Annotated in this window: 19 protein-coding genes; 15 read left to right on the forward strand and 4 right to left on the reverse strand. The window is 56.5% G+C overall.

Annotated features, from left to right (window positions below; all coding sequences use genetic code 11):
- Positions 1–32: 32 nt before the first annotated feature.
- From purU to ppnP, 3 genes are all read left to right on the forward strand, one after another.
- Positions 33–929 (forward strand): formyltetrahydrofolate deformylase, encoded by an 897-nt coding sequence (purU, locus tag ELR57_RS18740; protein WP_126960621.1) that lies wholly within the window; start codon positions 33–35, stop codon positions 927–929.
- A gap of 223 nt (positions 930–1152) precedes the next feature.
- Positions 1153–3168: a transketolase gene (gene tkt, locus ELR57_RS18745; protein WP_126960622.1), complete on the forward strand. Its 2016-nt coding sequence runs from the start codon at positions 1153–1155 to the stop codon at positions 3166–3168.
- A gap of 27 nt (positions 3169–3195) precedes the next feature.
- On the forward strand, positions 3196–3510 hold the full coding sequence (gene ppnP / locus ELR57_RS18750; protein WP_126960623.1) for a pyrimidine/purine nucleoside phosphorylase: 315 nt from the start codon (positions 3196–3198) through the stop codon (positions 3508–3510).
- Between the two features lie 1658 nt (positions 3511–5168).
- Here ppnP and ELR57_RS18755 read toward each other — a convergent pair.
- Positions 5169–6389 (reverse strand): IS256 family transposase, encoded by a 1221-nt coding sequence (locus tag ELR57_RS18755; protein WP_126960624.1) that lies wholly within the window; start codon positions 6387–6389, stop codon positions 5169–5171.
- 359 nt (positions 6390–6748) lie between these two features.
- On the opposite strand from ELR57_RS18755, the gene ELR57_RS18760 reads away from it, so the two are divergent.
- Positions 6749–8398 carry an FAD-binding dehydrogenase gene (locus ELR57_RS18760; RefSeq protein ID WP_126960811.1) on the forward strand — a complete coding sequence of 550 codons (1650 nt, stop codon included), beginning with the start codon at positions 6749–6751 and terminating at the stop codon, positions 8396–8398.
- Positions 8399–8400: 2 nt separating this feature from the next.
- Here ELR57_RS18760 and ELR57_RS18765 read toward each other — a convergent pair whose 3' ends face one another.
- The gene (locus tag ELR57_RS18765) at positions 8401–9318 is read right to left on the reverse strand and encodes an ArsR/SmtB family transcription factor (protein WP_126960625.1); all 918 of its coding nucleotides are present in this window, start codon (positions 9316–9318) and stop codon (positions 8401–8403) included.
- Between the two features lie 443 nt (positions 9319–9761).
- Between ELR57_RS18765 and ELR57_RS18770 the strand changes: the two genes are divergently transcribed.
- The 4 genes from ELR57_RS18770 (at position 9762) to ELR57_RS18785 (ending at position 14735) form a co-directional block, all read left to right on the forward strand.
- Positions 9762–11066 (forward strand): ABC transporter substrate-binding protein, encoded by a 1305-nt coding sequence (locus tag ELR57_RS18770; protein WP_126960626.1) that lies wholly within the window; start codon positions 9762–9764, stop codon positions 11064–11066.
- A gap of 103 nt (positions 11067–11169) precedes the next feature.
- Positions 11170–12114, forward strand: coding sequence for a carbohydrate ABC transporter permease (locus ELR57_RS18775; protein ID WP_126960627.1), 945 nt, complete (start codon positions 11170–11172; stop codon positions 12112–12114).
- Between the two features lie 3 nt (positions 12115–12117).
- Entirely contained in the window at positions 12118–12963 is an 846-nt protein-coding gene (locus ELR57_RS18780; RefSeq protein ID WP_126960628.1) for a carbohydrate ABC transporter permease, read from the forward strand.
- A 416-nt stretch (positions 12964–13379) separates the two neighbouring features.
- A complete protein-coding gene (locus ELR57_RS18785) occupies positions 13380–14735 on the forward strand; it encodes an arsenic transporter (RefSeq protein ID WP_126960629.1) in 1356 nt (451 codons plus the stop codon).
- A 236-nt stretch (positions 14736–14971) separates the two neighbouring features.
- On the opposite strand, the gene ELR57_RS18790 is transcribed toward ELR57_RS18785, so the two are convergent.
- Positions 14972–15853, reverse strand: coding sequence for an NAD(P)-dependent oxidoreductase (locus ELR57_RS18790; RefSeq protein WP_126960630.1), 882 nt, complete (start codon positions 15851–15853; stop codon positions 14972–14974).
- 198 nt (positions 15854–16051) lie between these two features.
- On the opposite strand from ELR57_RS18790, the gene ELR57_RS18795 reads away from it, so the two are divergent.
- The 7 genes from ELR57_RS18795 to ELR57_RS18825 all read left to right on the forward strand — a co-directional run bounded on the left by ELR57_RS18795 (position 16052) and on the right by ELR57_RS18825 (position 23486).
- Positions 16052–17407, forward strand: coding sequence for a glucose-6-phosphate isomerase (locus ELR57_RS18795; RefSeq protein ID WP_370452303.1), 1356 nt, complete (start codon positions 16052–16054; stop codon positions 17405–17407).
- A 131-nt stretch (positions 17408–17538) separates the two neighbouring features.
- Complete coding sequence (locus tag ELR57_RS18800) at positions 17539–18171, forward strand: YigZ family protein (RefSeq protein ID WP_126960632.1); 633 nt, start codon at positions 17539–17541, stop codon at positions 18169–18171.
- A gap of 221 nt (positions 18172–18392) precedes the next feature.
- Positions 18393–19199 (forward strand): sulfate ABC transporter permease subunit CysT, encoded by an 807-nt coding sequence (gene cysT, locus ELR57_RS18805; RefSeq protein WP_370452312.1) that lies wholly within the window; start codon positions 18393–18395, stop codon positions 19197–19199.
- Positions 19200–19201: 2 nt separating this feature from the next.
- Positions 19202–19996, forward strand: a complete 795-nt coding sequence (locus tag ELR57_RS18810; RefSeq protein WP_126960812.1) for a sulfate ABC transporter permease subunit — start codon at positions 19202–19204, stop codon at positions 19994–19996.
- A gap of 33 nt (positions 19997–20029) precedes the next feature.
- Entirely contained in the window at positions 20030–21094 is a 1065-nt protein-coding gene (locus ELR57_RS18815; RefSeq protein WP_126960634.1) for a sulfate/molybdate ABC transporter ATP-binding protein, read from the forward strand.
- 104 nt (positions 21095–21198) lie between these two features.
- Entirely contained in the window at positions 21199–22287 is a 1089-nt protein-coding gene (locus ELR57_RS18820) for a sulfate ABC transporter substrate-binding protein (protein ID WP_126960635.1), read from the forward strand.
- Between the two features lie 197 nt (positions 22288–22484).
- Entirely contained in the window at positions 22485–23486 is a 1002-nt protein-coding gene (locus ELR57_RS18825) for a GNAT family N-acetyltransferase (protein ID WP_158630071.1), read from the forward strand.
- Positions 23487–23661: 175 nt separating this feature from the next.
- On the opposite strand, the gene ELR57_RS18830 is transcribed toward ELR57_RS18825, so the two are convergent.
- Positions 23662–24465 (reverse strand): Cof-type HAD-IIB family hydrolase, encoded by an 804-nt coding sequence (locus ELR57_RS18830; protein WP_126960637.1) that lies wholly within the window; start codon positions 24463–24465, stop codon positions 23662–23664.
- Positions 24466–24532: the final 67 nt, after the last annotated feature.

Genomic DNA, 24532 nt, shown 5'->3' on the forward strand with positions numbered 1-24532 from the left:
AACGGGTATAGCTGAGAGGAAGAAGATCAAGAATGAGTTCGAATCCATCTTTTAACGCGCGCGACTTCGCCGATAAGGCGAACCGCGCTCGAATGCTGATCTCCTGCCCGGATCGCGCGGGGATCGTATCGACGGTATCGCAATTCCTGTTCGACCAAGGAACCAATATCGTTTCTTCGGACCAATATACGATCGACCCGGAAGGCGGCATGTTCTTCATGCGGGTCGAATTCGACTTGGAGGATCTGGAGAGCAAGCTGGCGACGCTGCAGGAGGACTTCACCCGGGTAGCCGACCGCTTCGACATGAGGTGGAGCGTCTACCGGGCAAGCCGGCGCAAGAGGATCGCGATCTTCGTATCCAAGGAAGATCACTGTCTTTTGGAGCTGTTGTGGCAATGGCAATCCGGAGATCTCGACGCCGATATCGCGATGGTCATCAGCAACCACGAGAACAGCCGTCCGTTCGTGGAATCGATCGGCATTCCGTTCCATTACATACCGGTTACGCCGGAGACGAAGGCGGAAGCGGAGCGCAAGCAGCTGGAGCTGACGGAAGGCAAGGTCGACCTGATCGTGCTCGCCAGGTACATGCAGATCGTGACTCCGAAGTTCATCGAGCGATTCCCCAATCGGATCATCAACATCCACCATTCCTTCCTTCCCGCTTTCGTCGGGGCGAAGCCCTATGACCGTGCTTACGATCGCGGCGTCAAGCTGATCGGAGCGACCGCTCATTACGTGACCGAGGAATTGGATGCAGGACCGATCATCGAGCAGGACGTTCAGCGGGTCAGCCATCGCGACAACGCGGTCGAGCTGAAGCGCATCGGGCGCCACATCGAACGGATCGTTCTGGCCCGCGCCGTTCGTTGGCACGTCGAAGATCGATTGGTCGTTTTCCGCAATAAGACGGTTGTCTTCGATTAATGGGGTCGCTTGGGCCCCTGTCGCTTGTCCGTACAAGTTATGGCAAAGGCGGGGGTGTCGTGGTACAATAGGCAAGATCCCGAAGGCTCGATATAAGGCATCCCCTGCCGGATCTCCGGCATGGCCGAGATGTTTTATCATATAAGTTTTTGTTTAAAGAGATCAGCTTGGGAAAAGGATTCCTTAAACCCTCGTTGCAAAAGTATGGAGGAGGAAAAGATTCATGACTGCCAGCTCGAAAACGATTGAACAATTATCCGTAACGACGATCCGTACCCTCGCGATCGACGCCATCGAGAAAGCGAAGTCCGGCCACCCGGGCATGCCGATGGGCGCCGCTCCGATGGGCTACCAGCTCTTCGCGAAGTCGATGACTCACAACCCGTCGAATCCGTCCTGGATCAACCGCGACCGCTTCGTTCTGTCCGCGGGACACGGATCCATGCTGCTGTACGCTCTGCTGCACCTGAGCGGATACGATCTTCCGATCGAAGAGATCAAGAACTTCCGCCAATGGGGCTCCCTGACCCCGGGACATCCGGAGTTCGGCCACACGGCAGGCGTCGACGCAACGACGGGACCGCTCGGACAAGGCTTCGGCATGGCGGTCGGCATGGCGATGGCGGAAGCTCATCTCGGAGCTACCTACAATCGCGAAGGCTACGATCTGATCAACCACTATACGTACGGAATCTGCGGCGACGGCGACCTGTCCGAAGGGATCTCCAACGAAGCGGCTTCGATGGCGGGCCACTTGCAGCTCGGCAAGCTGATCATGCTGTACGACTCGAACGACATCTCGCTGGACGGCGAGCTGAACCTGTCGTTCTCCGAGAACGTAGCTAAGCGCTTCGAAGGCTACAACTGGCAAGTTCTGCGCGTCGAAGACGGCAACGACCTGAACGCTCTGGCGAAGGCGATCGCGGAAGCGCAAGCCGAGAAGAGCAAGCCGACCCTGATCGAAGTGAAGACGGTCATCGGCTACGGCTCTCCGAACAAGGGCGGCAAGGGCGGCCATGCCGGTCCTCACGGCTCCCCGCTCGGCGGAGAAGAAGCGAAGCTGACGAAGAGCTTCTACGAATGGGAAGGCGAAGACTTCTTCGTACCGGAAGAGGTTCGCGCTCACTTCGCGGAAGTGAAGAAGCAAGGCGAAGCGGCAAACGCGGCTTGGGACGAGCTGTTCGCCAAGTACAAAGCGGCTTATCCTGAACTGGCAACGCAATTCGACAACGCTGTCGGCTCGAAGCTTCCGGCCGGCTGGGATGCCGATCTTCCTTCCTACTCGACGGAAGACAAGCCGCTGTCCACTCGCGTCGCTTCCGGCAACGCGCTGAACGGTCTGGCGAAGAACGTGCCTCACCTGCTGGGCGGCTCCGCCGACCTGGAAAGCTCGACGATGACTCACCTGAAGGGCCTGCCTCAGTTCAAGCCCGGCCAATACGAAGGCCGCAACGTTTACTACGGCATCCGCGAGTTCGGAATGGCGGCTGCGATGAACGGCGCGTCCTTGCATGGCGGCGTGAAGATCTTCGGCGGCACGTTCTTCGTCTTCACGGACTACCTGCGTCCGGCCGTTCGTCTGGCCGCGCTGATGAAGCAGCCGGTCGTCTACGTCCTGACTCACGACTCCATCGCGGTCGGCGAAGACGGCCCGACTCACGAGCCGATCGAGCAGCTGGCTTCGATCCGCGTCATTCCGGGCCTGACGGTCATCCGTCCGGCAGATGCGAACGAGACCTCCGCAGCATGGGCTTATGCGGTAGAGAACAACTCTAACCCGGTTGCCCTGGTGCTGACCCGTCAGAACCTGCCGGTTCTGCCAGGCACGCAAGAGAACGCTCGCGAAGCGATCAAGAAGGGCGGCTACGTCATCTCCGAAGCGGCGAACGGCGCGCCGCAAGGCATCCTGATCGCGACCGGCTCCGAGGTTCAACTCGCTGTCGCTTCGCAGAAGGCTCTCGCCGAGCAAGGCATCCACGTTCGCGTTGTCAGCCTGCCGAGCTGGGATCTGTTCGACAAGCAATCCAAGGAGTACAAGGAGAGCGTTCTGCCGAAGTCCGTCAAGGCTCGTCTGGCGATCGAGATGGCTCATCCGTTCGGCTGGGATCGCTTCGTCGGCGACGAGGGCGCGATCCTCGGCATCGACACGTTCGGCGCTTCCGCTCCTGGCGACCGCGTAATCAAGGAGTACGGCTTTACCGTTGAGAACGTTATCGAGCAATTCAAGAAGCTGATCTAAATCGACCTGGGGAGGAAGCAACCGCGTATGTCGCAACAATTCGATCAAGTATCCGTCGTTAAGCAAGCCAACATCTACTTCGACGGCAAGGTAACCAGCCGCACGGTGCTGTTCGCGGACGGCACCCGCAAGACCCTCGGAATCATGCTTCCGGGCGAATACGAATTCGGCACCGGCCAAGCGGAGCTCATGGAGATTCTCGCCGGCGAGCTGACGGTTCAACTGCCGGGCAGCGAAGAATGGATCGCGATCTCCGGAACGGGCGAGTTCACGGTTCCCGGCGATTCCAAGTTCAAGCTGAAGATCACTCAAACGACCGACTACGTTTGCTCCTACCTGTAAGAATGTTGGCGGAACGGTCCGGCGGTAAGCGTACCGGCCGGCGTTCCTCCTCGATTAAGCCTCACCTAAGCCTCACCTGTAGGTCTGCCGACCTCTGGGTGAGGCTTTTTTTTGTTGGGCTGACGCCGAGCTGGGCCGGAGTTATTGAATGGAGTTCAATAACTCGAGCTTGGAGGCGGCAGATTGGCGGGAGTTGTTAAATAGAGTTCAATAACTCGGGCTGGGAGACGGCAGAATGGTGGGAGTTATTGAATAGAGTTCAATAACTCGGGCTGGGAGACGGCAGAATGGCGGGAGTTATTGAATAGAGTTCAATAACTCGGGCTGGGAGACGGCAGAATGGCGGGAGTTATTGAATGGAGTTCAATAACTTGGTCTGGGAGTCGGCAGTTTGGCGGGAGTTATTGAATGTAGTTCAATAACTAGAGCATGGCGGCGGCAGAATGGCGGGAGTTATTGAATAGAGTTCAATAACTCGGGCTTGGGGGCGGCAGAATGGCGGGAGTTATTGAATAGAGTTCAATAACTCGGGCTTGGAGGCGGCAGAATGGCGGGAGTTATTGAATAGAGTGCAATAACGGAAGCTTTGTTTGTTGGCTGGTCGTGCTTCGTCATTTCGGCGCTTCGTTTAACCTATTAGCAGGCCTGGCTTCCATCGGAGGTAATGGAGAGAGTAACGGGACTACTCGCAAGATGGAAATGCGCTGCAATCGGGTTAGGGAGTAACCAATCTACTCATATTGGCGGCAAAGGGTGACAGTGAGCGGAAGAAGGTAACTAGACTACTCACATTGGCGGCAAAGAGTGGCCGTGATCGGAAGAAGGCAACCAGACTACTCACATTGGCAGGAAAGAGTAACAGTGGGCGGAGGAAGGTAACCAGACTACTCACATTGGAGGTAAAGAGTGACAGTGGGCGGAGGAAGGTAACCAAATTACTCACATTGGAGGGAAAGAGTGACAGTGGGCGGAAGAAGGCAATCAGACTACTCACATTGGCAGGAAAGAGTAACAGTTGGAGGAAGAAGGTAACTAGACTACTCACATTGGCGGGAAAGAGTGACAGTGGGCGGAGGAAGGTAACCAGACTACTCACATTGGCGGGAAAGAGTGACAGTGGGCGGAAGAAGGTAACCAGACTACTCACATTGGCGGGAAAGAGTGACAGTGGGCGGAAGAAGGTAACCAGACTACTCACATTTGGCGGTAAAGAGTGACAGTGTGCGGAGGAAGGTAACAAGATTACTCACATTGGAGGGAAAGAGTGACAGTGTGCGGAAGAAGGTAACCAGACTACTCAAATTGAAATGCTCAACAGGTGGGACAAGAGTTACCTATCTTCGCGTTAGCAGAATTTCGCTGCAGCTGAGCCAACGGCATGCCCCGAGCCGAGATTGTCGAAAGAATCGACTATTGGAGCCAAAAGGCATGCCAAAAGCCGAGATGATCGAAAGAATCGACTAACGAAGCCCGAACAGGCATGCAGCGAGCCGAGATAGTCGAGAGAATCGACTAACGAAGCCCGAACAGGCATGCCAAAAGCCGAGATGATCGAAAGAATCGACTAACGGAGTCCGAATGGGCATCCCCCGAGGGTCTGTCAATAATTTTGTGTAAACTCATTTATAGAGAATCTCCCCCGAGGGGGAGATCGGCCCTCACGGTAAATGCTGACCGATCCGCTCCGGAAAGAAGACGGAGAGCTGAAGCAGCATTTGCCCCCAGTTTTGGACTCGGCCTGTCCATTTGCGGGTGACGTCCATTGTGACTAGATACAGCATTTTGAGCAGCGCTTCATCCGTCGGAAAGATGCTCTTACCCTTGGTCACCTTGCGAAGCTGCCTGTGGTAGCTCTCGATCATATTCGTCGTGTAAATGAGCTTACGGATTTCTGGTGGATACTTGAAGAACGTCGCCAGTTCGTCCCAATTGGTGCGCCAAGAGCGAACGATAAGCGGGTATTTGGTTCCCCACGTTTCTTCGAAGCGGTCCAGCTCGACAAGCGCCATCTCTTCTGAAACAGCCTTGTAGATGGGCTTTAGATCCGCCGTTACTTTCTTGAGGTCCTTGTATGACACGTAGCGCGTCGAGTTACGGATTTGGTGGATAATACACTTTTGGATCTCGGTCTTCGGATAACAGGCTGCGATCGCTTGAGAGAAGCCGGACAAGTTGTCTACACAGGTGATGAGGATATCCTGAACGCCGCGGTTCTTCAGGTCGTTGAGAACAGCGAGCCAGAACTTTGCCGATTCGTTCTCGCCGATCCACATCCCCAGCACGTCCTTGTTACCATCCAGATCGATGCCAATAACCATGTAGGCGGCTTTATTCACGATGGCGCCGTCTTGTTTCACTTTGAAGTGAATGGCGTCCAGGAATACGACCGCGTAGACGGTTTGCAGCGGTCGATTCTGCCACTCTTTGATGATTGGAACGATCTTGTTCGTTACGTTCGAGATCATGGTCGGCGAGACATCGATGCCATACAGGTTGTTTAGATGATCTTGAATTTCTCGCGTGCTAACGCCTTTAGCGTAGAGCGCAATGATCTGGTCCTCGATGCCCGTTACGTTCGATTGATGCTTCCGAACAACGACTGGATCGAACTCGCCCAGACGGTCTCTAGGGACTGCAATCTCCTGCTCGCCGTACTCGCTCATGATCTTCTTCTTGCTTTTCCCGTTACGGCTGTTGCTCGTCTGCTTGTTCTGCATGTCATGCTTCTCGTAGCCAAGATGGGTGTCCATCTCGGCCTCAAGCATCTCCTGCAGCGTTTCTGCAAACAAGTCCTTCAAGGCATTCTGTGCGTCCTGAGCGGTAACCAGATTATTCTCCTTGATAAACGATCTGAGCTGCTCCTTTGACCATAATCCCATGTGTGCTCCCAACCTTTCTAGTAATTCCATTTTAGTAGGTTTGAGAGTTTACACAAAGTATTTTACAGACTCTCCCCCGAGCCGAGATAGTCGAGAGAATCGACTAACGGAGTCCAAATGGGCATGCCCCGAGCCGAGATAGTCGAGAGAATCGACTAACTAAGAGCGCCCGTTTTGGCATGCGGCCTGTTGCGCTCTCCCTAGCGCATCGCTAATCTATATCGATTGGAAGGAATATCGTACCCGATGTTTAATCTTTTATAGAGAAAAGAAAACGCTTTATTCGAGGGGATTCGACTCCGATGGCTGAGAGCAGCTTCAGTCAGACGGATGACTAACGATAGGTGGAGGAGATCGAGGTGGAGCAGGATGTCATCGTGGTAGGCGCGGGGCTGGCCGGGCTGGTTGCGGCGGCCGAGATCGCGGACGGGGGGCGGAAGGTGCTGCTGGTGGACCAAGAACCGGAGGCTTCGCTTGGCGGGCAGGCTTGGTGGTCCTTCGGCGGCTTGTTCCTTGTCGATTCGCCAGAGCAACGCAGGCTCCGAATCAAGGACTCGCGCGAGCTCGCTTGGCAGGATTGGCTCGGTTCGGCAGGCTTCGACAGGGAGGAAGACAGCTGGGGACGGCGCTGGGCGGAAGCTTACGTCGACTTCGCCGCCGGCGAGAAACGCGCTTGGCTGCGCGGCATGGGCGTCCGCTTCTTCCCCGTCGTCGGCTGGGCGGAGCGGGGGGGCTATCTGGCGGATGGACACGGGAATTCGGTCCCGCGCTTCCACATCGTGTGGGGAACGGGACCGGCCATCGTAGCGCCATTCGAGCAGAGGGTTCAAGAACATCGGAGAAAGGGAACGTTGACCTATCTTCCGCGCCATCGGGTCGATCGTCTTCTGACCGAGAACGGCGCAGTGGTCGGGATCAGCGGGGCCGTTCTCGCTCCGAGCTCGGCGGCAAGAGGGGAACCCAGCTCGCGCGACGCGGTCGGCACGTTCGAGTATCGGGCGCAGGCGGTACTCGTGTCCAGCGGAGGCATCGGCGGCAACCCGGAACTGATTCGGCAGAATTGGCCGGCGCGCCTGGGGGCGCCGCCGGAGCATATGCTGGCCGGCGTTCCCGCCCATGTGGACGGCCGCATGCTGGGCATTACGGAGGAGGCTGGCGGACGGATCGTGAACCGAGACCGCATGTGGCATTACACCGAAGGGCTCAAGAACTGGAACCCCATCTGGGAGAATCATGGAATCCGCATTCTTCCCGGCCCGTCGTCCGTATGGCTGGATGCCGAGGGACGGCGGTTTCCGGCTCCCGTATTCCCGGGCTACGATACGCTCGGGACGCTTGAGGCAATCCAGAAGACGGGCTACGATTACTCGTGGTTCATCCTAACGAAGAAAATCATCAAGAAAGAGTTCGCTCTATCCGGCTCCGAGCAGAATCCCGACCTGACGGGCAAGAGCATTCGCAAGGTTCTAAGCCGGGTGCTTCCCGGAGCCCCCGGGCCGGTTCAGGCGTTCATGGATCATGGGGAAGACTTCGTCATCGCGGACAATCTGCCGGAACTGGTGGAAGGAATGAATCGCCTGACGGGCGCAAATCTGCTGAAGCTGGAGGAGATCGAGAGACAGCTGGTCGCCCGGGACCGGGAGATCGTCAACAAGTTCGCGAAAGATCTCCAGATTACCGCACTGCGCGGAGCTCGGCAATACCTGGGAGACAAGCTCATTCGCGCCGCTTCCCCGCATGCCGTCCTAGACCCGAAGAACGGGCCGTTGATCGCGGTCAAGCTTCATCTGGTCAGCCGCAAGACGCTGGGAGGCTTGCAGACGGACCTGTCCGGCAGAGTGCTAAGCGACAGCGGCTCGCCGGTGCCGGGTCTCTATGCGGCCGGAGAAGCATCGGGCTTCGGCGGCGGAGGCTTGCATGGCTATCGGGCTCTGGAGGGAACGTTCCTGGGAGGCTGTCTTTTCACGGGAAGGACGACGGGTCAAGCGATCGTGAAGGATCTCGAATAGAATCAGCTTTCTTGAACCTGATAGAGTACCCGAACGAGGAGGTCTTGGCTGTAGTTGCCGAAATGCCGGCCGAAGATGGTCAGGCCTCTCTTGTTCACGCTGCGTTCACCGACTTCGATACGAAACGCAATCTCGCTTTGATAGTTGAGACGAATGTCGTCGAGCGTAACGTTCGAGATCCGGCAGCCGTCGATGAAGCTTCCTTCGCGAGTCACGCGGATCAGCTTCAAGGTACCGTATTGGTTCAAGTGGGGCGGCCACCAATCGGGATTAAACGTTCCGCGGATATCTCCGAAGTCGCCCGGGCTCGTCCAGGAGCCGATCTCGGTGCCGTTGATGTAGAAGAAGATGTCGGAAGGGTAGCTGTTGTTGTAGCCGGGCGCCTCGGAGCTCAGTTCCATGGAGAATTGGATTTCTTCGAAGCTCTGGTTGGCCTTCAGGTAATTCGGGATCTTGTACTCGAGGAACCCTTCGGACAGCCAGATGATCTCGGAATCGATGCGGAGCGGATCGGCAAAAAAACGCGGATCGTCGAAGTCGCCGATAATGCTGTCCTTCGTTGCGAGTCCGCAGGTAGGAGAGGCGGAATAGTCGCTGTAGTGACCGACTTTAATCTCGACCTCGTAGCGGTTGGCGATCTCCTTGCTGCGCAGATCGATGACCAGCTTCTCCTCGTTGAGGTAGCAAATCTTCTGGATTCCATGCTTGCCGACCGCCGTATTGATATCGATCAGCCCGCTCTCTTCCAGCTTTTTGATATGCATGGTGATGACGCTGTTGCTGAGGTTCAGCCTAGTGGCGATATCGTTCAAGTTCAGGCTTTGATTGTTCGCCAAGAGCTCCAGGATCTGAATCCGGATCTCGGAGCTTAGCGCCTTGTAAATATGGATTCCTGATTTGAGATCCTTGATATAGATCATGGCGCGCTCCTCGCTTGAACGTAATAGTTTATTTCGCTTAATTATAAATGAAACCGCTTCAATTGGAAACGAGCAGTTGGCTTCATCCGAGAAAATATACGCAGAATGTTATTTGATTCAGTCAAATACGAAACGATTAATGAAAACTAAAAATAGCGCTTGATAAAAATTGTAAGCGCTTATATAATAGCGCTAACAAGCGTGATAAGCGTTTGCGCCTCTACCTCTTCACTTGAATCTCCCGCTTTGTTTCGTGAACGTTCGCAAGGAACGGACGACTTCCCAACTCAGAATTCCGCCTTCATAGGTGTTAAATCCGAATGAACTTCAACTGACATTTATTTCGCAATAATGTGAAGTAAACCCAAAACGAAGCTCGGCTTTTACCCGAACAGGGTTAAAGTATAGATTTACATCTCGATATGAGGGGGCACTCTTCATTTATGAAATCGCTTAAATTAGTAATCCTGTTAATGATTTCTGCAACGTTGGTTCTGGCTGGCTGCAGCGACAACAAGAACAAAGAATCGTCTTCCTCCGGCGGCGGTTCCAAGTCGGGAACGACCAAGCTCGTCTTCTGGACCTTCAATGAGCTTCATCAGAAATTTTTCGAGAAGATGGCCGGCAACTGGAATAAAGAGCATCCGGACATGCAGATCAAGCTGGAAGCGACGACTTTTCCTTATGAAGATACGCATAGCAAGCTTCTGGTCGCTCTTCAATCGGGGAAGGGCGCGCCCGACATGGCCGACATCGAAATCAGCAAGATCGGCAACTTCCTGAAGGGAGAGCCGCAGCTCGTTCCGCTCAACGACATCGTGGAGCCGGAGATGGCGAACCTGGTCAAATCCCGTCTCGATAATTATGCCAAGGACGGCAAGTATTACGGAATCGACTATCACGTCGGCGCGGAAGTGATCTATTACAACAAAGAGATCCTTGACCAAGCGGGCGTCAATGCCGACGACATCAAGACTTGGGCCGACTTCGAGAAGGCAGGCAAGCAGGTGCTGGAGAAGACCGGCAAGCCGATGACGACGCTGGAGACGACGGATCAATGGTCGTACTGGCCGCTTGTGGCTCAGCACGGGTCCGATTTCCTGGACAAAGACGGCAACGTGACGATCAACGATGCCGTTAACGTAGAAGTGCTTACTTATCTGCAGAATCTAGTGAAGGAAAAGGTGGCCGTCGTCGCTCCGGGCGGAGGACATCACGCCGAAGAATATTACGGGTTCATGAACCAAGGCGGAGCGGCCGCCGTCTGGATGCCGATGTGGTACATGGGCCGCTTCACCGACTACATGCCCGATCTGAAGGGCAAGATCATCATTCGTCCGACGCCGGTATTCAAGGAAGGCGAGATGCGCTCTTCCGGGATGGGCGGTACGGGTACGGTCATTACCAACCAGTCCAAGAACCAAGAGCTTGCGAAGAAGTTCCTGGAGTACGCCAAGATCTCCAAAGAAGGCAATATCGAGATCTGGAGAGACCTCGGCTTCGATCCGATCCGTACGGATGTCTGGGGCGACCCGGCGATGAAGGAAGCGAACAAGTTCACCGATTACTTCGGAACGCAGATCTTCGAAGATCTTCTGAAGCTGAAGGACGAGATCGCTCCGGTCAACATCAAGGAGAAAACGCCGGCCGCTTCCGATGTCGTCAAGACCAAGGTCGTCTTCCAAGTCTTCAATGACTTGAAGGATCCGAAGACCGTGCTGGACGATGCCGCGAAGAGCATTCAATAGCAGATAGAACGCGAACGCAAGAGCCGAAGCCTGCTCTGCCGAACCCGCAAGGGCACGGCAGAGCAGGCGACGAACGTTTGAAGGCGAAGGAAGGAGACTCCCGATGAAGACGGAGATGACACCGCTCATTCAACCACGTCCGAAGCGGCAGGGCGGAGCGCTCAGGCAATTGTTTTATTCGCAGAGGGTTGCCCCTTACGTATTCGTGCTCCCGTTTATCCTGTCTTTTCTCATCTTTTTCATTTATCCGGTCATCAACACGATCCTGATGAGTTTCCAGGAGGTGCTGCCGGGGCAGACGCACTTCATCGGCTTCGACAATTATAAGAATCTCTGGAACGATTCGTTCTTCACGGCCATGAAGAACAACACCCGGTATACGATCTGGACGCTGCTGATCCTGATTCCCCTGCCGCTTGTTCTGGCCGTGTTCCTGAATTCCAAGGCGATGCGCTGGAGCGGATTTTTCCGTTCGGCCTTGTTCATTCCGACGCTGACATCGGTTGTCGTCGCAGGCACCATCTTCCGCCTGATCTTCGGACAGACGGACGTGGCGGTCATGAACATGCTGCGCCATGCCTTCGGCTTCGAGACGATTAATTGGCTTGCGAGCTCGTCGACGGGAATGTTCGTGCTGGTGGTGCTGGCGACATGGAGGTATGCGGGGATCAACCTGATCTATTTCCTGTCCGGCTTGCAGAATATCCCGCACGACCTTTACGAATCCGCCGCGATCGACGGGGCGAACCGCTGGAATCAATTCTGGAGGATCACCGTTCCGCTGCTGAAGCCGGTCACCATCTACGTGATCACCATCAGCATCTACGGCGGCTATGCGATGTTCACGGAGAGCTATATGCTGTGGAGCGGCAACCATTCGCCTAACGATATCGGCCTTACGATGCTAGGCTATATTTACCGTTCGGGGATCGAGAAGAACGAGCTTGGCTTCGGCTCTTCGATCGGACTGACCTTGCTGGCCATCATGATGATCATCAATATCATCCAGCTGAAGTTCTTCGGCATGTTCAAGAAGGAGGAGGATTAACGAATGGCGCTCAAATCTTCCTCGGCGTGGGAACGGATCCTCCTGCTTCTGTTGTTTATCGTGTTGGCGGCATTGGCCTTATTCCCGTTCTATTGCCTGTTTCTCGGTTCGCTTAAACCCTCGAAGGAACTGCTTCGGCTCGGCCTCAATGTCAAGCTTCAGCCGGATCTGATCTCGCTGCACAATTACAAGTTCCTGTTCTCGGAATCGGCCCGAAAGTACCTGCTCTGGTACCGGAACAGCGTTATCGTAACGATCGTCTATACGGCTGGCTGCTTGCTGCTCTCCTCCATGGTAGGGTACGGATTGGCCGTGTACCGCTTCGTCGGCCGCAACCTGCTGTTCGTGGCGGTCCTCTTCGTCATGATGGTACCCGTAGAGATCATCATGCTGCCGCTCTACAAGCTGATGATCAACCTGCATATGATCGATACGTTCCGCGGCATCATTCTTCCGTTTATCGTGGCTCCGCTGCCGATTTTCTTCTTCCGGCAATATGCTTCCGGGCTTCCGAAGGACTTCCTCGATGCGGGCCGAATCGATGGCTGCTCCGAGTACGGCATTTTCTTCCGAATCATGGTGCCGCTCATGACGCCGGCGTTCGGGGCGATGGCGATTCTTCAAGCTCTAGCCAGCTGGAACAGCTTCGTCTGGCCGATGATCGTGCTGAAGACGAACGAGATGCTGACGCTGCCGATCGGCCTCGCCAGCCTGCTGACCCCTTACGGCAATAACTATGACATCCTCATCGCGGGCTCGGTTCTGGCAATCGTTCCGATTCTGATCATCTTCGTATTCTTCCAGCGTTACTTCGTGTCGGGCTTGACCGTCGGCGGAGTGAAAGGCTAAGCCAGACGCCAAACCAGAATCGCAAAAAAAGCACCGGCCAGGTTCATGATCGGACCTGCTGCTCGGGGCTTTTTTCGTTTTGCTGGGATAAAGGGGAACGTTTCTTTGTTTACCCGACAAACTTACCTCCCGGCGATTTGTCCCCTCGGAGGATTCGCGCAGAAGGGTCAATGCCTTTCGCAACCATCTATCATCCCTAGCTAAGTATAAAGGAGAGCGAATCGTGGGTATTGCAGCGAATGAGGACAAAGTGGAGCGCAGGCTGGCTTGCGGGAACATACATTGCAAGTGTAAGGACAAGACAAATCAAGAGGAGAGGTGAGTAATAGGAGAGCACTTGCGCATTCCAACGTTAATAGCATCGATTCCCGCAATGCTAGATTTCTTAATGGAGGGTGAAAAGAGGTAGAACAACAATGTTGGACGCATCGGCTTGGATCACGATTGCGGCCTTCCTGGGGACGATCGGCTTCATCTTCTGGCGTCCTCGCGTGAATGAAGCGATTCCGGCCTCAATAGGGGCAGCAATTGTGCTGTTAAGCGGTACCGTATCGTTCTCCCAGCTGGGCACCATTGCGGAGACGATTGGCGGCGCCGCCATTACCATTATCGCTACTATCGTGATGGCGATCGTGCTGGAGAGCTTCGGCTTCTTCCAGTGGGCCGCCGAGAAAGTGATGGAAGCCTCCAAGGGCTCGGGGATCCGGTTATTCTGGATGACGAATCTGCTCTGTTTCCTGATGACGCTGTTCGTCAACAATGACGGAAGCATCCTGATCACGACGCCTATCCTGCTTATGCTGCTAAGGCGGCTTCGACTGAAGAACCATCAGAAAATTCCGTATCTGCTGTCGGGAGCCCTCATCGCGACGGCGTCCAGCGCGCCGATCGGCGTCAGCAACATCGTGAATCTGATCGCGCTGAAGATCGTTCATATGTCGCTCTATATGCACACGGCCATGATGTTCGTTCCCGCCACCCTAGGGCTGGTACTCCTCTCGTTTCTTCTTTTCCTCGTATTCTATCGGACTCTTCCCCGCCGAATCCCGACCGTCTCTATGTACCCGGTGAAATCTCCTGTCCCCGGACGGAGAGAGCATCCCTTGATGGAGCTCGACGCTCCGCTTCCCGTGAAAAGGGGCAAAGGCTTCATCCGCAACATTCTCATCTTCGTGTTTCTTGTCCGTGTCAGCCTGTTCGTCGCATCCTATTTTCATTTTCCCGTTTCGCTTATGGCGGTTATCGGCTCGGTCTGCTTGCTGGCCTGGCGCTGGCATTATCTTCGCATCTCCCCGAAGGACATGATCCGCAAGACGCCTTGGTATATTCTCGCCTTCGCTTTCTCGATGTACGTCATTATCTACGGACTCAAAAACATCGGCTTAACGGAGCAGCTGATTCATTATCTGCAGCCGATCGCCTCGGGCGGACTGCTCGAAGCAAGCCTATCGATGGGTTTCCTGATCAGCTTGCTCTCGAATATCTTCAACAATCACCCGGCGTTGATGGTAGGGACCCTTACCCTGACGAATATGGGCCTCGATCCCCTGACGATCAAGATCTCCTACCTTGCCAGCGTCATCGGAAGCGACATGGGCTCGCTGCTGCTGCCGATCGGCACTCTGGCGACGCTGATGTGGATGCATATCGTCCGGAAGGACAAGGTCAGGATCGGCTGGGGCGATTACGTCAAGGTGACGGTCACCGTCGTTCCGCTCACGGTTCTGTTTACGCTGGTGGTGCTTGCGGCGTGGGTATCGTGGATATTCTAGATAGAACGCAAAAAAAAAGACCTTCAAAGGAAGGCCAGAGGGAATGTGGATTTAAGATGTACACCAAAAGAGTATGCGGAAGAAGGCTCGAAGGCTTGTGCTCGTATCCCCTGCCATTCATTTAGCGGCTCTTGTCCCGCAGGGTCCAGCTTGCTTGCCTTGCCCGAGACTGCTTAAGAAGGGCTGACCATCGGTCGCGAAGACCGGCGGCCAGCCCTATTCTACGTCGGAAGCGATTAGATCTTCTTCCCGATCCATTCCTCGTATACTTTCGCCAGCGCGGCCAGGTCTTCCTCGCCGTAGCCCTTCGTCTGACCGGCTTGGAACAGGCTCTTGGCCGCTTCCAGCATCGGAGTCGGAACGCTCATGCCGTCGGACAGCACGGAGCCGAGCTTCAGGTCCTTCAGCATCAGGGCAAGGGAGAACTGGACGGAATAGTCGCCTCCGATGACCTTGACTCCCTTGAGGTCCGCTTGCTTGCTCGCGGCGCCTCCGCCTTGAACGACCCGCAGGAACGACTCCATGTTCAGGCCGCCCTTGGCGGCGATCGCCATTCCTTCGATCAGGCCGGCGGCGTTGATGCCGACGATCGAGTTATGGCACAGCTTGGCGGTTGCGCCGCTTCCGCTCGGGCCCATATAGACGATCTCCCTGCCCATGGAGAGGAAGATGTCGCGATTCGCTTCGACGACGGCCGGATCGCCGCCGACCATGAAGAGCAGCGTTCCGGCGGTTGCGCCGTCCTTGCTGCCCGTAACGGGCGCGTCCAGGAACGAAGCTCCCTTGGCGGCCGTATCCGCAGCGAGCCGGACAGCCAGACCGCTGGAGATGGTGCTGCTGTCGATCACGGTCGCTCCGGGCTTGATCCCGGCGAGAATTCCTTGTTCGCCATAGAACACTTCCTCCACGGCGCTGTCATTGCTGATAATCGTTATAATCGTGTCCGCGCTCTGGGCGAGCTGAAGCGGGGAAGAGGCTTCGGCGGCCCCCAGCTTGACCAGCTCGTCCGCCTTGCCGGGCGTGCGGTTATAGACGGTGACGGCGTAATTCTTGCGAAGCAGGTTGGCGGCCATAGGCGCGCCCATCGTTCCCAGGCCGATGAATCCGATAGTAGGCATTCGAGTCTCTCTCCTTCATTTATCTATGTTGCTTCCATTATAGATGACCGGGATTCGTTAATAAAGGTTAGCCGGCGCTTTGCCCGGGGAACGGGGGGCTGCTTCGGGGCCGCCTCCGCTTGTACCCGACACCCCGCATGGAGTATTCTAGTTCTAAGCCACTATCGGTGAAAAAATTGGCAATTCGGAAGGGAGCACATGAAAGTGAGTCAAAGCATTCGTCTCGACTATTCCAAAGCCCTGAAGTTCGTCGGCCAGCATGAGATCGACAACCTTGCGCCTGCCGTCAAGCTCGCGCATGAGCAATTACATAACGGAACGGGAGCGGGCTCCGATTACCTGGGCTGGATCAACCTGCCGTTCGATTACGACAAGGAAGAATTCGCTCGTATCCAGCAAGCGGCGAAGCGGATCCAATCCGACTCCGACGTCCTCGTCGTCATCGGCATCGGCGGCTCCTACCTAGGCGCCCGCGCGGCGATCGAGATGCTGTCCCATTCGTTCTACAATACGCTGTCCAAAGAGCAGCGCAAGACTCCGCAAGTGTTCTTCGCGGGCAACAACATCAGCTCCACGTACATGACTCACCTGCTGCAGGCTCTGGAAGGCAAGGACTGGTCGATCAACGTCATCTCCAAGTCGGGAACGACGACCGAGCCGGCCGTGGCGTTCCGGATCTTCCGCGAAGCCCTGGAGAGCAAGTACGGCAAGGAAGCGGCGAAGAAACGCATCTACGCGACGACGGACAAGGCCCGCGGCGCGCTCAAGAAGCTCTCCGACGAGGAAGGCTACGAGACGTTCGTCATTCCGGACGACGTCGGCGGCCGTTACTCCGTGCTGACGGCGGTCGGCTTGCTTCCGATCGCGACGGCCGGCATCGACATCGAAGCGATCATGAAGGGCGCGCAGGACGCGGCGGCTCTCTACAATAACGGCAATCTGGCGGATAACCCGGCTTACCAGTACGCGGCGATCCGCAACGCGCTCTACCGCAAGGGCAAGACGGTCGAGATTCTCGTGAACTACGAGCCGGGTCTGCACTTCGTGTCGGAGTGGTGGAAGCAATTGTACGGCGAGAGCGAAGGCAAGGACTTCAAGGGAATCTACCCGGCCTCCGTCGACTTCTCGACCGACCTGCACTCCATGGGGCAGTTCATCCAGGAAGGCAACCGCATCATCTTCGAGACCGTCATTCAGGTCGGCGAAGTGAAGGACCAGATCACGATCAAGAGCGACCCGGACGATCTGGACGGCCTCAACTTCCTCGCGGGCAAGACGATCGACTTCGTCAACAAGAAGGCGTTCGAAGGAACGATTCTCGCGCATACGGACGGCAACGTGCCGAACCTCGTCGTGAACATTCCGGACCTGTCGCCGCATTCCTTCGGACAGCTCGTCTACTTCTTCGAGATCGCCTGCGGCGTCAGCGGTTACCTGCTCGGCGTCAATCCGTTCGATCAGCCGGGCGTGGAGGCCTACAAGGTGAACATGTTCGCGCTGCTCGGCAAGCCGGGGTTCGAAGAGAAGAAGAAGGAGCTTGAAGCTCGCTTGTAATTCAACGATCGCATAAGCTGCGCAATCGCGTACGGTCCGGCCTTCCGAGGCTCGGGCCGTATTCTTTTCCCCGCGGGAAGGGTCATGTTAAGATAGGCAGAAGGAAGTATTCGGGAGAGGCAGGAAAAGGGATGTTACCGAAGTATGCAACCGTGAGGCAGTATGGCGAAGCGGAGATCGTGATCAAGAAGTCGAGGTTCATCGGCCATGCCAAGCCGGTGGAGAGCGAGGAGGAAGCGGTCGCCTTCGTCGAGGAGATCAAGAAGAAGCATTGGAACGCCACGCACAATTGCTCCGCCTACGTGGTCGGGGAGAGGGACCAGTTCCAGAAGGCGCTTGACGACGGGGAGCCAAGCGGAACGGCCGGCAAGCCGATCCTGGAGGTCATCAAGAACCGCGGGCTCAAGAATACGGTCGTCGTCGTGACCCGGTATTTCGGAGGAATCATGCTGGGAGCGGGCGGACTTGTACGAGCCTACACGGACGGAGCGGTCGTCGGAACCGATGCCGCCGGCCTTATCGTCAACGTGCTCCATCGCGAGGTGATCGTCGATGCCGATTACACGTGGTACGGCAAGATCGAGAACGAGCTGCGGAATCGGGCCGTCCGGGTCGGAGATGTCGGCTTCACGGACCGGGTGCGCGTCGTTTGCCTTCCGGAAGCGGGAGACGCGGAGCGGTTCGCCGCTTGGATGACGGATTTAACTCAAGGCCAGACGGTTATCGAGCTGGGAGAAGAGAAGTACTTTATCGAAGGAGAATGAAGGGGGCAAGGCCCCTTTTGTTCTCCTTCCTTTCGTTTGTTGGCTGGATAAGGAAGGTTCCCGCCCAGCCCCTACGGCCATAACATGACATTAATAGGCAAATATTTCGGCATTTCCTCATTGACGGAAAAGTTGGCATCTGCTAAAGTATTAATACCAACTAAGTTAATAGGAATTATAACATTGTCCCACAACTCGGGAGGTTCGCATACGTGACCAACATGCTGCGGAGCCGATGGTGGAGCTGGGGATTTCGCAGCGCCGTCATGCTTTATTTCGTTGTCCTAATCGTTTTCCCTATTCTCGGAATCTACGGCCAATCCTTCTCGGACGGCTGGACTTCGTTCATCGACAACATAACGGAGCCTCTTGCCTGGAAGGCTGTCCTGCTGACGGTCAAGCTCGCGATCGTCGCCACGGCGATCAATATCCTGATCGGCACGATGTCGGGCTGGGTCCTGACGCGCTACCGCTTCCCCGGGAGGAAGCTGCTGAACAGCTTGGTCGACCTTCCGTTCGCCTTGCCGACCGCCGTCGTCGGATTGATGATCCTGCTGCTGCTCGGCCCTCGGAGTTCGGTCGGCCATTGGGCGGACTCGCTCGGATTCTCGATCCTGTTCCATGAGCCGGCGATCGTCATCGCGATGGTGTTCGTCACCTTCCCCTTCGTCATCCGGGCGGTACAGCCCCTGCTGGAGGAGATCGACGCTTCCGAGGAGGAGGCCGCCTACACGATGGGGGCGACGAAGGCGAAGACGTTCTTCCGGGTCCTTCTGCCGAACATGATGCCTGGCATCGTGAGCGGCGCGATGCTGGCGTTCTCCAGAGCGCTGGCCGAATTCGGGGCCGTCGTGCTGGTCGCCGGCAACATTCCGGGAAGAACGCAGGTCGCTTCGGTGTATATCTTCGGCCAGATCGAGAGCGATCATCCGGCCGCCGCGGCCGCCGTGTCCGTTCTGCTGCTTACCTTCTCGTTCCTCATTCTCTGGCTCGTGAACTACGTGCAGACGAGGAGGACGGGAAGATGACGATAAGAAGGCTATGGATCGGTTTAACCTTTGTTTTATTCGCCCTGCTGCTCGGCATTCCGGTCATTCGAATCGCGATCGGCGCGTTCGATGACGGCTGGAGCGGATTCGCGGACGGAATCGGAAGGCCGGAGGCGCAGCATGCGCTGATGATGACGGGAATCATCGTGGTGATCGTCACGGCGATCAACGCCGTGTTCGGCGTCATGCTGGCCCTGTATCTGGTACGGGCCAACTGGCTAGGAAAGCAGCTGAAGCGGCTGCTCAACAGCGTCGTGGATCTTCCGTTCGCCGTGTCCCCGATTATCGGCGGCCTTATGATCGTGCTCCTGCTAGGTCCCGATGCCGCTCTCGGCGCCCTGCTGAACAAGGCGGGAATCGATATCGTTTATGCGCTTCCCGGAATGGTCATCGCGACGCTGTTTGTGACCTTCCCTCTGATCATCCGCGAGGTCATGCCCGTGCTGCAGGAGATCGGAGCCTCTCAGGAGGAAGCTGCCCATATGCTAGGCGCCTATCCATGGACGACGTTCTGGAGGGTGACTTGGCCTTCCATTCGCTGGAGCGTCGTGTACGGGGTCGTCCTGACGGTCGCCCGTACGCTCGGCGAATTCGGAGCCGTGCTCGTCGTCTCGGGCAACATCCTTTTCAAGACGCAGACCGCTACGACCTTGGTCTACCAGGACGTAGAGAACTTCAACGTGACGGCCGCCAATTCGGTCGCGCTGGTGCTTGCCGCTTGCTCCATCGGTCTTCTTCTGTTCATGGAATGGATCAAATCCCGCAAAGAGAGCTAAGGATCGATCATTATCGATAAGGGGTGCGTGTATATGCATGTGGAAGTAACCGGCTTAAACAAGAGGTTCGGAGAATTTCAAGCGGTCTCGGACGTGAGCTTCTCCATTGCCAAGGGTCAGCTCATCGGGCTGCTCGGTCCGAGCGGCGGAGGCAAAACGTCGATTCTGCGCATGCTCGCCGGCCTGGAGACTCCGGACGGCGGCGATATCGTTTTCCACGGGCAGCGGGTGAACGATCTGCCTCCCCAAGAGCGAGGAATCGGCTTCGTGTTCCAGAACTACGCGCTCTTCAAGCACATGACCGTCGCCGACAACATCGCGTTCGGACTGGAGGTCAAGAAGTGGAGCAAGGCCCGCATCAAGGAGAGGGTGGCGGAGCTCGTCGAGCTGACCGGCTTGTCCGGCTTCGAGAAGCGATATCCGCATCAGCTCTCCGGCGGGCAGCGCCAGCGCGTCGCGTTCGCGAGAGCGCTCGCTCCCGAGCCTCAGCTGCTGCTGCTTGACGAACCGTTCGCGGCGATCGACGCGAAGATCCGTCACGAGCTCCGCTCTTGGCTACGCGAGATGATCGACCGCCTCGGCATCACGTCGATCTTCGTCACTCACGACCAGGACGAAGCGATCGAAGTGGCGGACGAGATCATGATCATCAACAAAGGCGTACTGGAGCAGAAGGGCTCCCCTTGGGAAATCTATAAGGATCCCAAGACGCCGTTCGTCGCAGGCTTCATCGGCGAATCGACTCTGGTTGAAGACATCTCCGCCCTGAAGGGCTTTAAGGAAGCGGCGAATTGGCCGGGCACGAAGGGGCTTATTCGTCCCGAGTATATCGAAGTGGGCAAGGATAACGAGTTCACCTTGCTGTCGGCGACGGAGAAGGGCAAGGTCAGCCACATCCACTTCCGCGGCAGCGAATGGCTCGTCGAGATTCAGATCGGAGACATCAAGCTGGTCACTTACCGTTCGCTCGAGAAGCGGGTCCTGCAGGTCGGCGACGAAGTGCACGTTCTGATTCATCGCGCTTATCTATTCAACAGCAAAGACAATTGGGTCATGGAGAATTCGCTCAAGGTGGATCCTCTTCCGGTCCATATCTAAGGATAGGCCGCCGGAGCTGTCGGAATAAGGACGGCTCCGGCGGTTTGCCGAACAAGGCAACGAGAGTAGGAGCCTACGGAGGCACTACGGGGAGGGCATACGCAATGCGACTCGCAAGTGAGCAATCGCCTCGGCGCCGCAGAACCGGATTAGCCGGATGGGTGCCATTCTTGCTTCTGGCCGGACTTCTGGCCGGCTGCGGGAATCAAGCGGCGGGCGTGCCGGCGGATTCGTCGGAAGCCGCGCCGGAAGGCAAAACGATCACGCTCGTCATCGGCGCCTATTCCGTGGCGAAGGACGCGCTGCAGCAGATTCTTCCGAAGTTCCGCGAGGAGTGGAAGGAGAAGACCGGCCAGGACGTTCGATTCCAGGAATCCTACGAGGCGTCCGGAACGCAGGCTAGGGCGATCGCAGGCGGCTTCGAGGCGGACGTCGCGGTCTTGTCGATGGAAGGAGACATGGACAAGATCACGAAAGCCGGCCTCATGGGCACGGAGTGGAGGGACGGGGAGAACGGGGGCATGGTAACCCGATCCATCGTCGTAATGGGGACGAGGAAGGGCAATCCTCTCGGGATCAAGGATTTCGGCGATCTGGCCAAGCCGGGAGTCAAGGTGCTCTATCCGAATCCGCAGACGTCCGGCGGGGCGCAATGGGATATCAACGCGCTCTACGGCGCGGGGCTGATGCAGGCGGAGGAAGCGACGGGCAAGAAGGATGAAGCGGCGGCGAAGCAGTTCCTCGTCGACATTCATAAGAACATCGAATCGATGGACAAGAGCGGCCGGGCGTCGATGGCCGCCTTCGAATACGGAGTCGGCGACGTCATCGTCACCTATGAGAACGAGCTGCTCGCGAGGATCGCGCAGGGAGTCGACTACGAAGTGATCACGCCAAGCCATACGATTCGGATCGAGAACCCGGCTGCCGTCATCACGGCGAACGCCGACAAGCATGGCGTTCGCCAGGCCGCGGATGCGTTCGTGGAGTATCTGCACGGAGACGAAGCGCAGGAGATCTTCGCGGAGAACGGCTTCCGTCCGGTCTCGGACAACGTGGCGGCGAAGTGGGCGGACAAGTTCGCGGTGCCGGAGAAGCTGTTCGACATCGGCTACCTGGGCGGATGGAGCGAGGTTCGCAAGAAGCTGTACTCCGACAAGGGCGTCTGGTACCAGGTGCTCGCCGGAATCTGATCGGGATCGGACCGGACCGGACCGGACCGCAAGAGAAGCCTTCGGGCTTCTTTTTTTTGGCCGCTAAACTGGAACGCGATACCGCTTCATTCGTATTAACAGATCGGGTTCTTCCGCCTAAGAAGAGGAACAGTCGATTTTCCCCGGAAGGATAAGCTATAATGAATGGTAACATCAACCGCCCAGGAGGTCCTCACTTGTCGAAACCGAGCAGTATTAGAACAGCTACTTTTCTGTTGTATATTGATTTGCTTTACATCATGTTCAATGTGGTGATGTCGATAAGCAACAATTCGGATGATTTTAACGCCGGAGTCATCCCGTTGCTTATCGTTCGTTTCATTCTTCCGATCGCTTTGGCCTTGTTCTTCCTCAACAAGCGCAAATATTGGCCTACGTTGATCATGGGTTTCTTTGTATTATGGTTAAGCTCGATCGACTTGGTCACGATGGTGCTGTCGTTCGCGTCGCTGCTGTTCCTGTTCAATCGCAAGAGCCGCGATTACCTGCGGAACGTATCGGACAGGCTCGGCGAGGAAGCGCAAGCGATCGATATCGACGCAACCGTCGATCCGGTCGAGGCGGAAGCGACCGTCGAGCCGGACGAGGCCGCAGCCGAGCCTTCCTCCGGGAAGGAAGCTCTGCCTGGAGGCGAGAAACGCGAAGGGGAGGCAACGGCTGCCGTCTCGGCCGCCAAAAAGCCGAAGCCGAGCGCCGACCCGGTTATCGAGATCAGAGAGGCGGCTCCGGGGGATGCCGAGGTCATTCACTCGCTGATGATGGAAGCGTTCGAGGAGTTCCGCAAGGCGGTGCCGCCTTCCAGCGCTCTTAACGAGACGGCGGAAGGCATTCGCGAAGCGCTCGAATCCGGCAAGGAATCGGCCGCGATTCTCTACGAAGACAACCTTCCGTCCGCTATGATTCGCTACAAGCTTGACGGAGACGCGATTTACTTCTTCCGCCTGTCGGTCGTTCCGGCAAGACGGAAGCGCGGTCTCGCCCGCATGCTGGTCGAATGGATCGAGCAGAAGGGGCGCAGCAAGGGCATGTCCCGCAGCACCTGCATGGTGCGCCAGACGGTTCACCGCAACCTGGTCATGTACGAGAACATGGGCTACGAAGTGACGGGACAGGAGCTGTTCGTCCGCCCGGAAGGCTCGGTAACGTCGCTTAAGCTGGAGAAGTACATCGGGCTGTGACGCGATGTTGTCGGGTTGCAACACCGAACGGCCGCCTGGTGAACCCTGTAACCCGATTTTGTCGGGTTACAGCTTCACCTCCGCTGAAGTAGAAACATTAAGCGAATGAAAAAAACAGGGGTTGCCCATAAGATTTTACTTATGGTGCAACCCCTGTTTGGCGTGAGCTGAAATCTTACGCCTGAAGCACGAACTTCTCCAGGACGTGAGCCACGCCGTCGTCGTTATTGCTCAAGGTGACGTAGTTCGCGATGTTCTTCAGCTCCGGGATGGCGTTGGCCATCGCGACGCCGAGTCCCGCGGCTTCGATCATCTCGTGGTCGTTCCAGGCGTCGCCGATCGCGATCGTCTCCTCCATCGGGAACCCATAGTGGGCCGCCAGGAACCGGAGCGCATGCCCTTTCGTTCCTTCGGGATGCAGGAATTCGAGATAGTTCGCTTTGGACTTCGTGAGGTGGACGCCTTCGCCGAGCAGGGGGCGAAGAACCGGAATCAGAGCGTCCAGCTTGGCCGGATCGTCGATAATGATGAGCTTCGTATGATTGCCTTCGGGAAGACGGTCCAGCTCGGGCTCGACGATATAAGGAATGCCGGATTGCTTCGCGTAGGCGGCAAGCTTGTCGCCGTTATCGAAGGAATAAAGCTGGTCGTTGATGTAGGTCTGCAGGTGAAGGTTATGCTTGCGCGTGTATTCATACAGGAAACGAACCTTCTCGTAAGGGACGGAGCGCTCGTAGAGCACTTCCTCGTCAAGCAGGTTGCGAATGAGAGAGCCTTGGTACGTAATGATCGGGACGTTGAGCCCGACTTGGGCGGCTACCCGCTTCGCCGAAGCGAACATGCGGCCCGTCGCGATCGTCAGATGCGCACCTTGCGCGATCGCCTCCGCCATGGCGCTTCGAGTCTTCTCCGAGACGGTCAGATCGTCCGTCAGAAGGGTGTCGTCCAGGTCCATCGCAATCAAACGGTATTTCGTCATGGTGATCTCTCCTTATCCGATAGCTTCTATCTGATCTTCAAGAATTGTATAGCATTCGCTTGCCGTC

Source organism: Cohnella sp. AR92 (assembly GCF_003990975.1).
Classification (GTDB): Bacteria; Bacillota; Bacilli; order Paenibacillales; family Paenibacillaceae; genus Cohnella.

Excerpts from the sequence above, each read along its gene's own strand:
- ELR57_RS18775 (WP_126960627.1), top strand. The coding sequence starts at position 11,170 with ATGAAGACGGAGATGACACCGCTCATTCAACCACGTCCGAAGCGGCAG.
- ELR57_RS18755 (WP_126960624.1), bottom strand. The coding sequence starts at position 6,389 with ATGGGATTATGGTCAAAGGAGCAGCTCAGATCGTTTATCAAGGAGAAT.
- ELR57_RS18795 (WP_370452303.1), top strand. The coding sequence starts at position 16,052 with ATGAAAGTGAGTCAAAGCATTCGTCTCGACTATTCCAAAGCCCTGAAG.
- ELR57_RS18780 (WP_126960628.1), top strand. The coding sequence starts at position 12,118 with ATGGCGCTCAAATCTTCCTCGGCGTGGGAACGGATCCTCCTGCTTCTG.
- ppnP (WP_126960623.1), top strand. The coding sequence starts at position 3,196 with ATGTCGCAACAATTCGATCAAGTATCCGTCGTTAAGCAAGCCAACATC.
- ELR57_RS18815 (WP_126960634.1), top strand. The coding sequence starts at position 20,030 with ATGCATGTGGAAGTAACCGGCTTAAACAAGAGGTTCGGAGAATTTCAA.
- purU (WP_126960621.1), top strand. The coding sequence starts at position 33 with ATGAGTTCGAATCCATCTTTTAACGCGCGCGACTTCGCCGATAAGGCG.
- ELR57_RS18790 (WP_126960630.1), bottom strand. The coding sequence starts at position 15,853 with ATGCCTACTATCGGATTCATCGGCCTGGGAACGATGGGCGCGCCTATG.
- ELR57_RS18765 (WP_126960625.1), bottom strand. The coding sequence starts at position 9,318 with ATGATCTATATCAAGGATCTCAAATCAGGAATCCATATTTACAAGGCG.
- tkt (WP_126960622.1), top strand. The coding sequence starts at position 1,153 with ATGACTGCCAGCTCGAAAACGATTGAACAATTATCCGTAACGACGATC.
- ELR57_RS18820 (WP_126960635.1), top strand. The coding sequence starts at position 21,199 with ATGCGACTCGCAAGTGAGCAATCGCCTCGGCGCCGCAGAACCGGATTA.
- cysT (WP_370452312.1), top strand. The coding sequence starts at position 18,393 with ATGCTGCGGAGCCGATGGTGGAGCTGGGGATTTCGCAGCGCCGTCATG.
- ELR57_RS18800 (WP_126960632.1), top strand. The coding sequence starts at position 17,539 with ATGTTACCGAAGTATGCAACCGTGAGGCAGTATGGCGAAGCGGAGATC.
- ELR57_RS18785 (WP_126960629.1), top strand. The coding sequence starts at position 13,380 with ATGTTGGACGCATCGGCTTGGATCACGATTGCGGCCTTCCTGGGGACG.
- ELR57_RS18770 (WP_126960626.1), top strand. The coding sequence starts at position 9,762 with ATGAAATCGCTTAAATTAGTAATCCTGTTAATGATTTCTGCAACGTTG.
- ELR57_RS18830 (WP_126960637.1), bottom strand. The coding sequence starts at position 24,465 with ATGACGAAATACCGTTTGATTGCGATGGACCTGGACGACACCCTTCTG.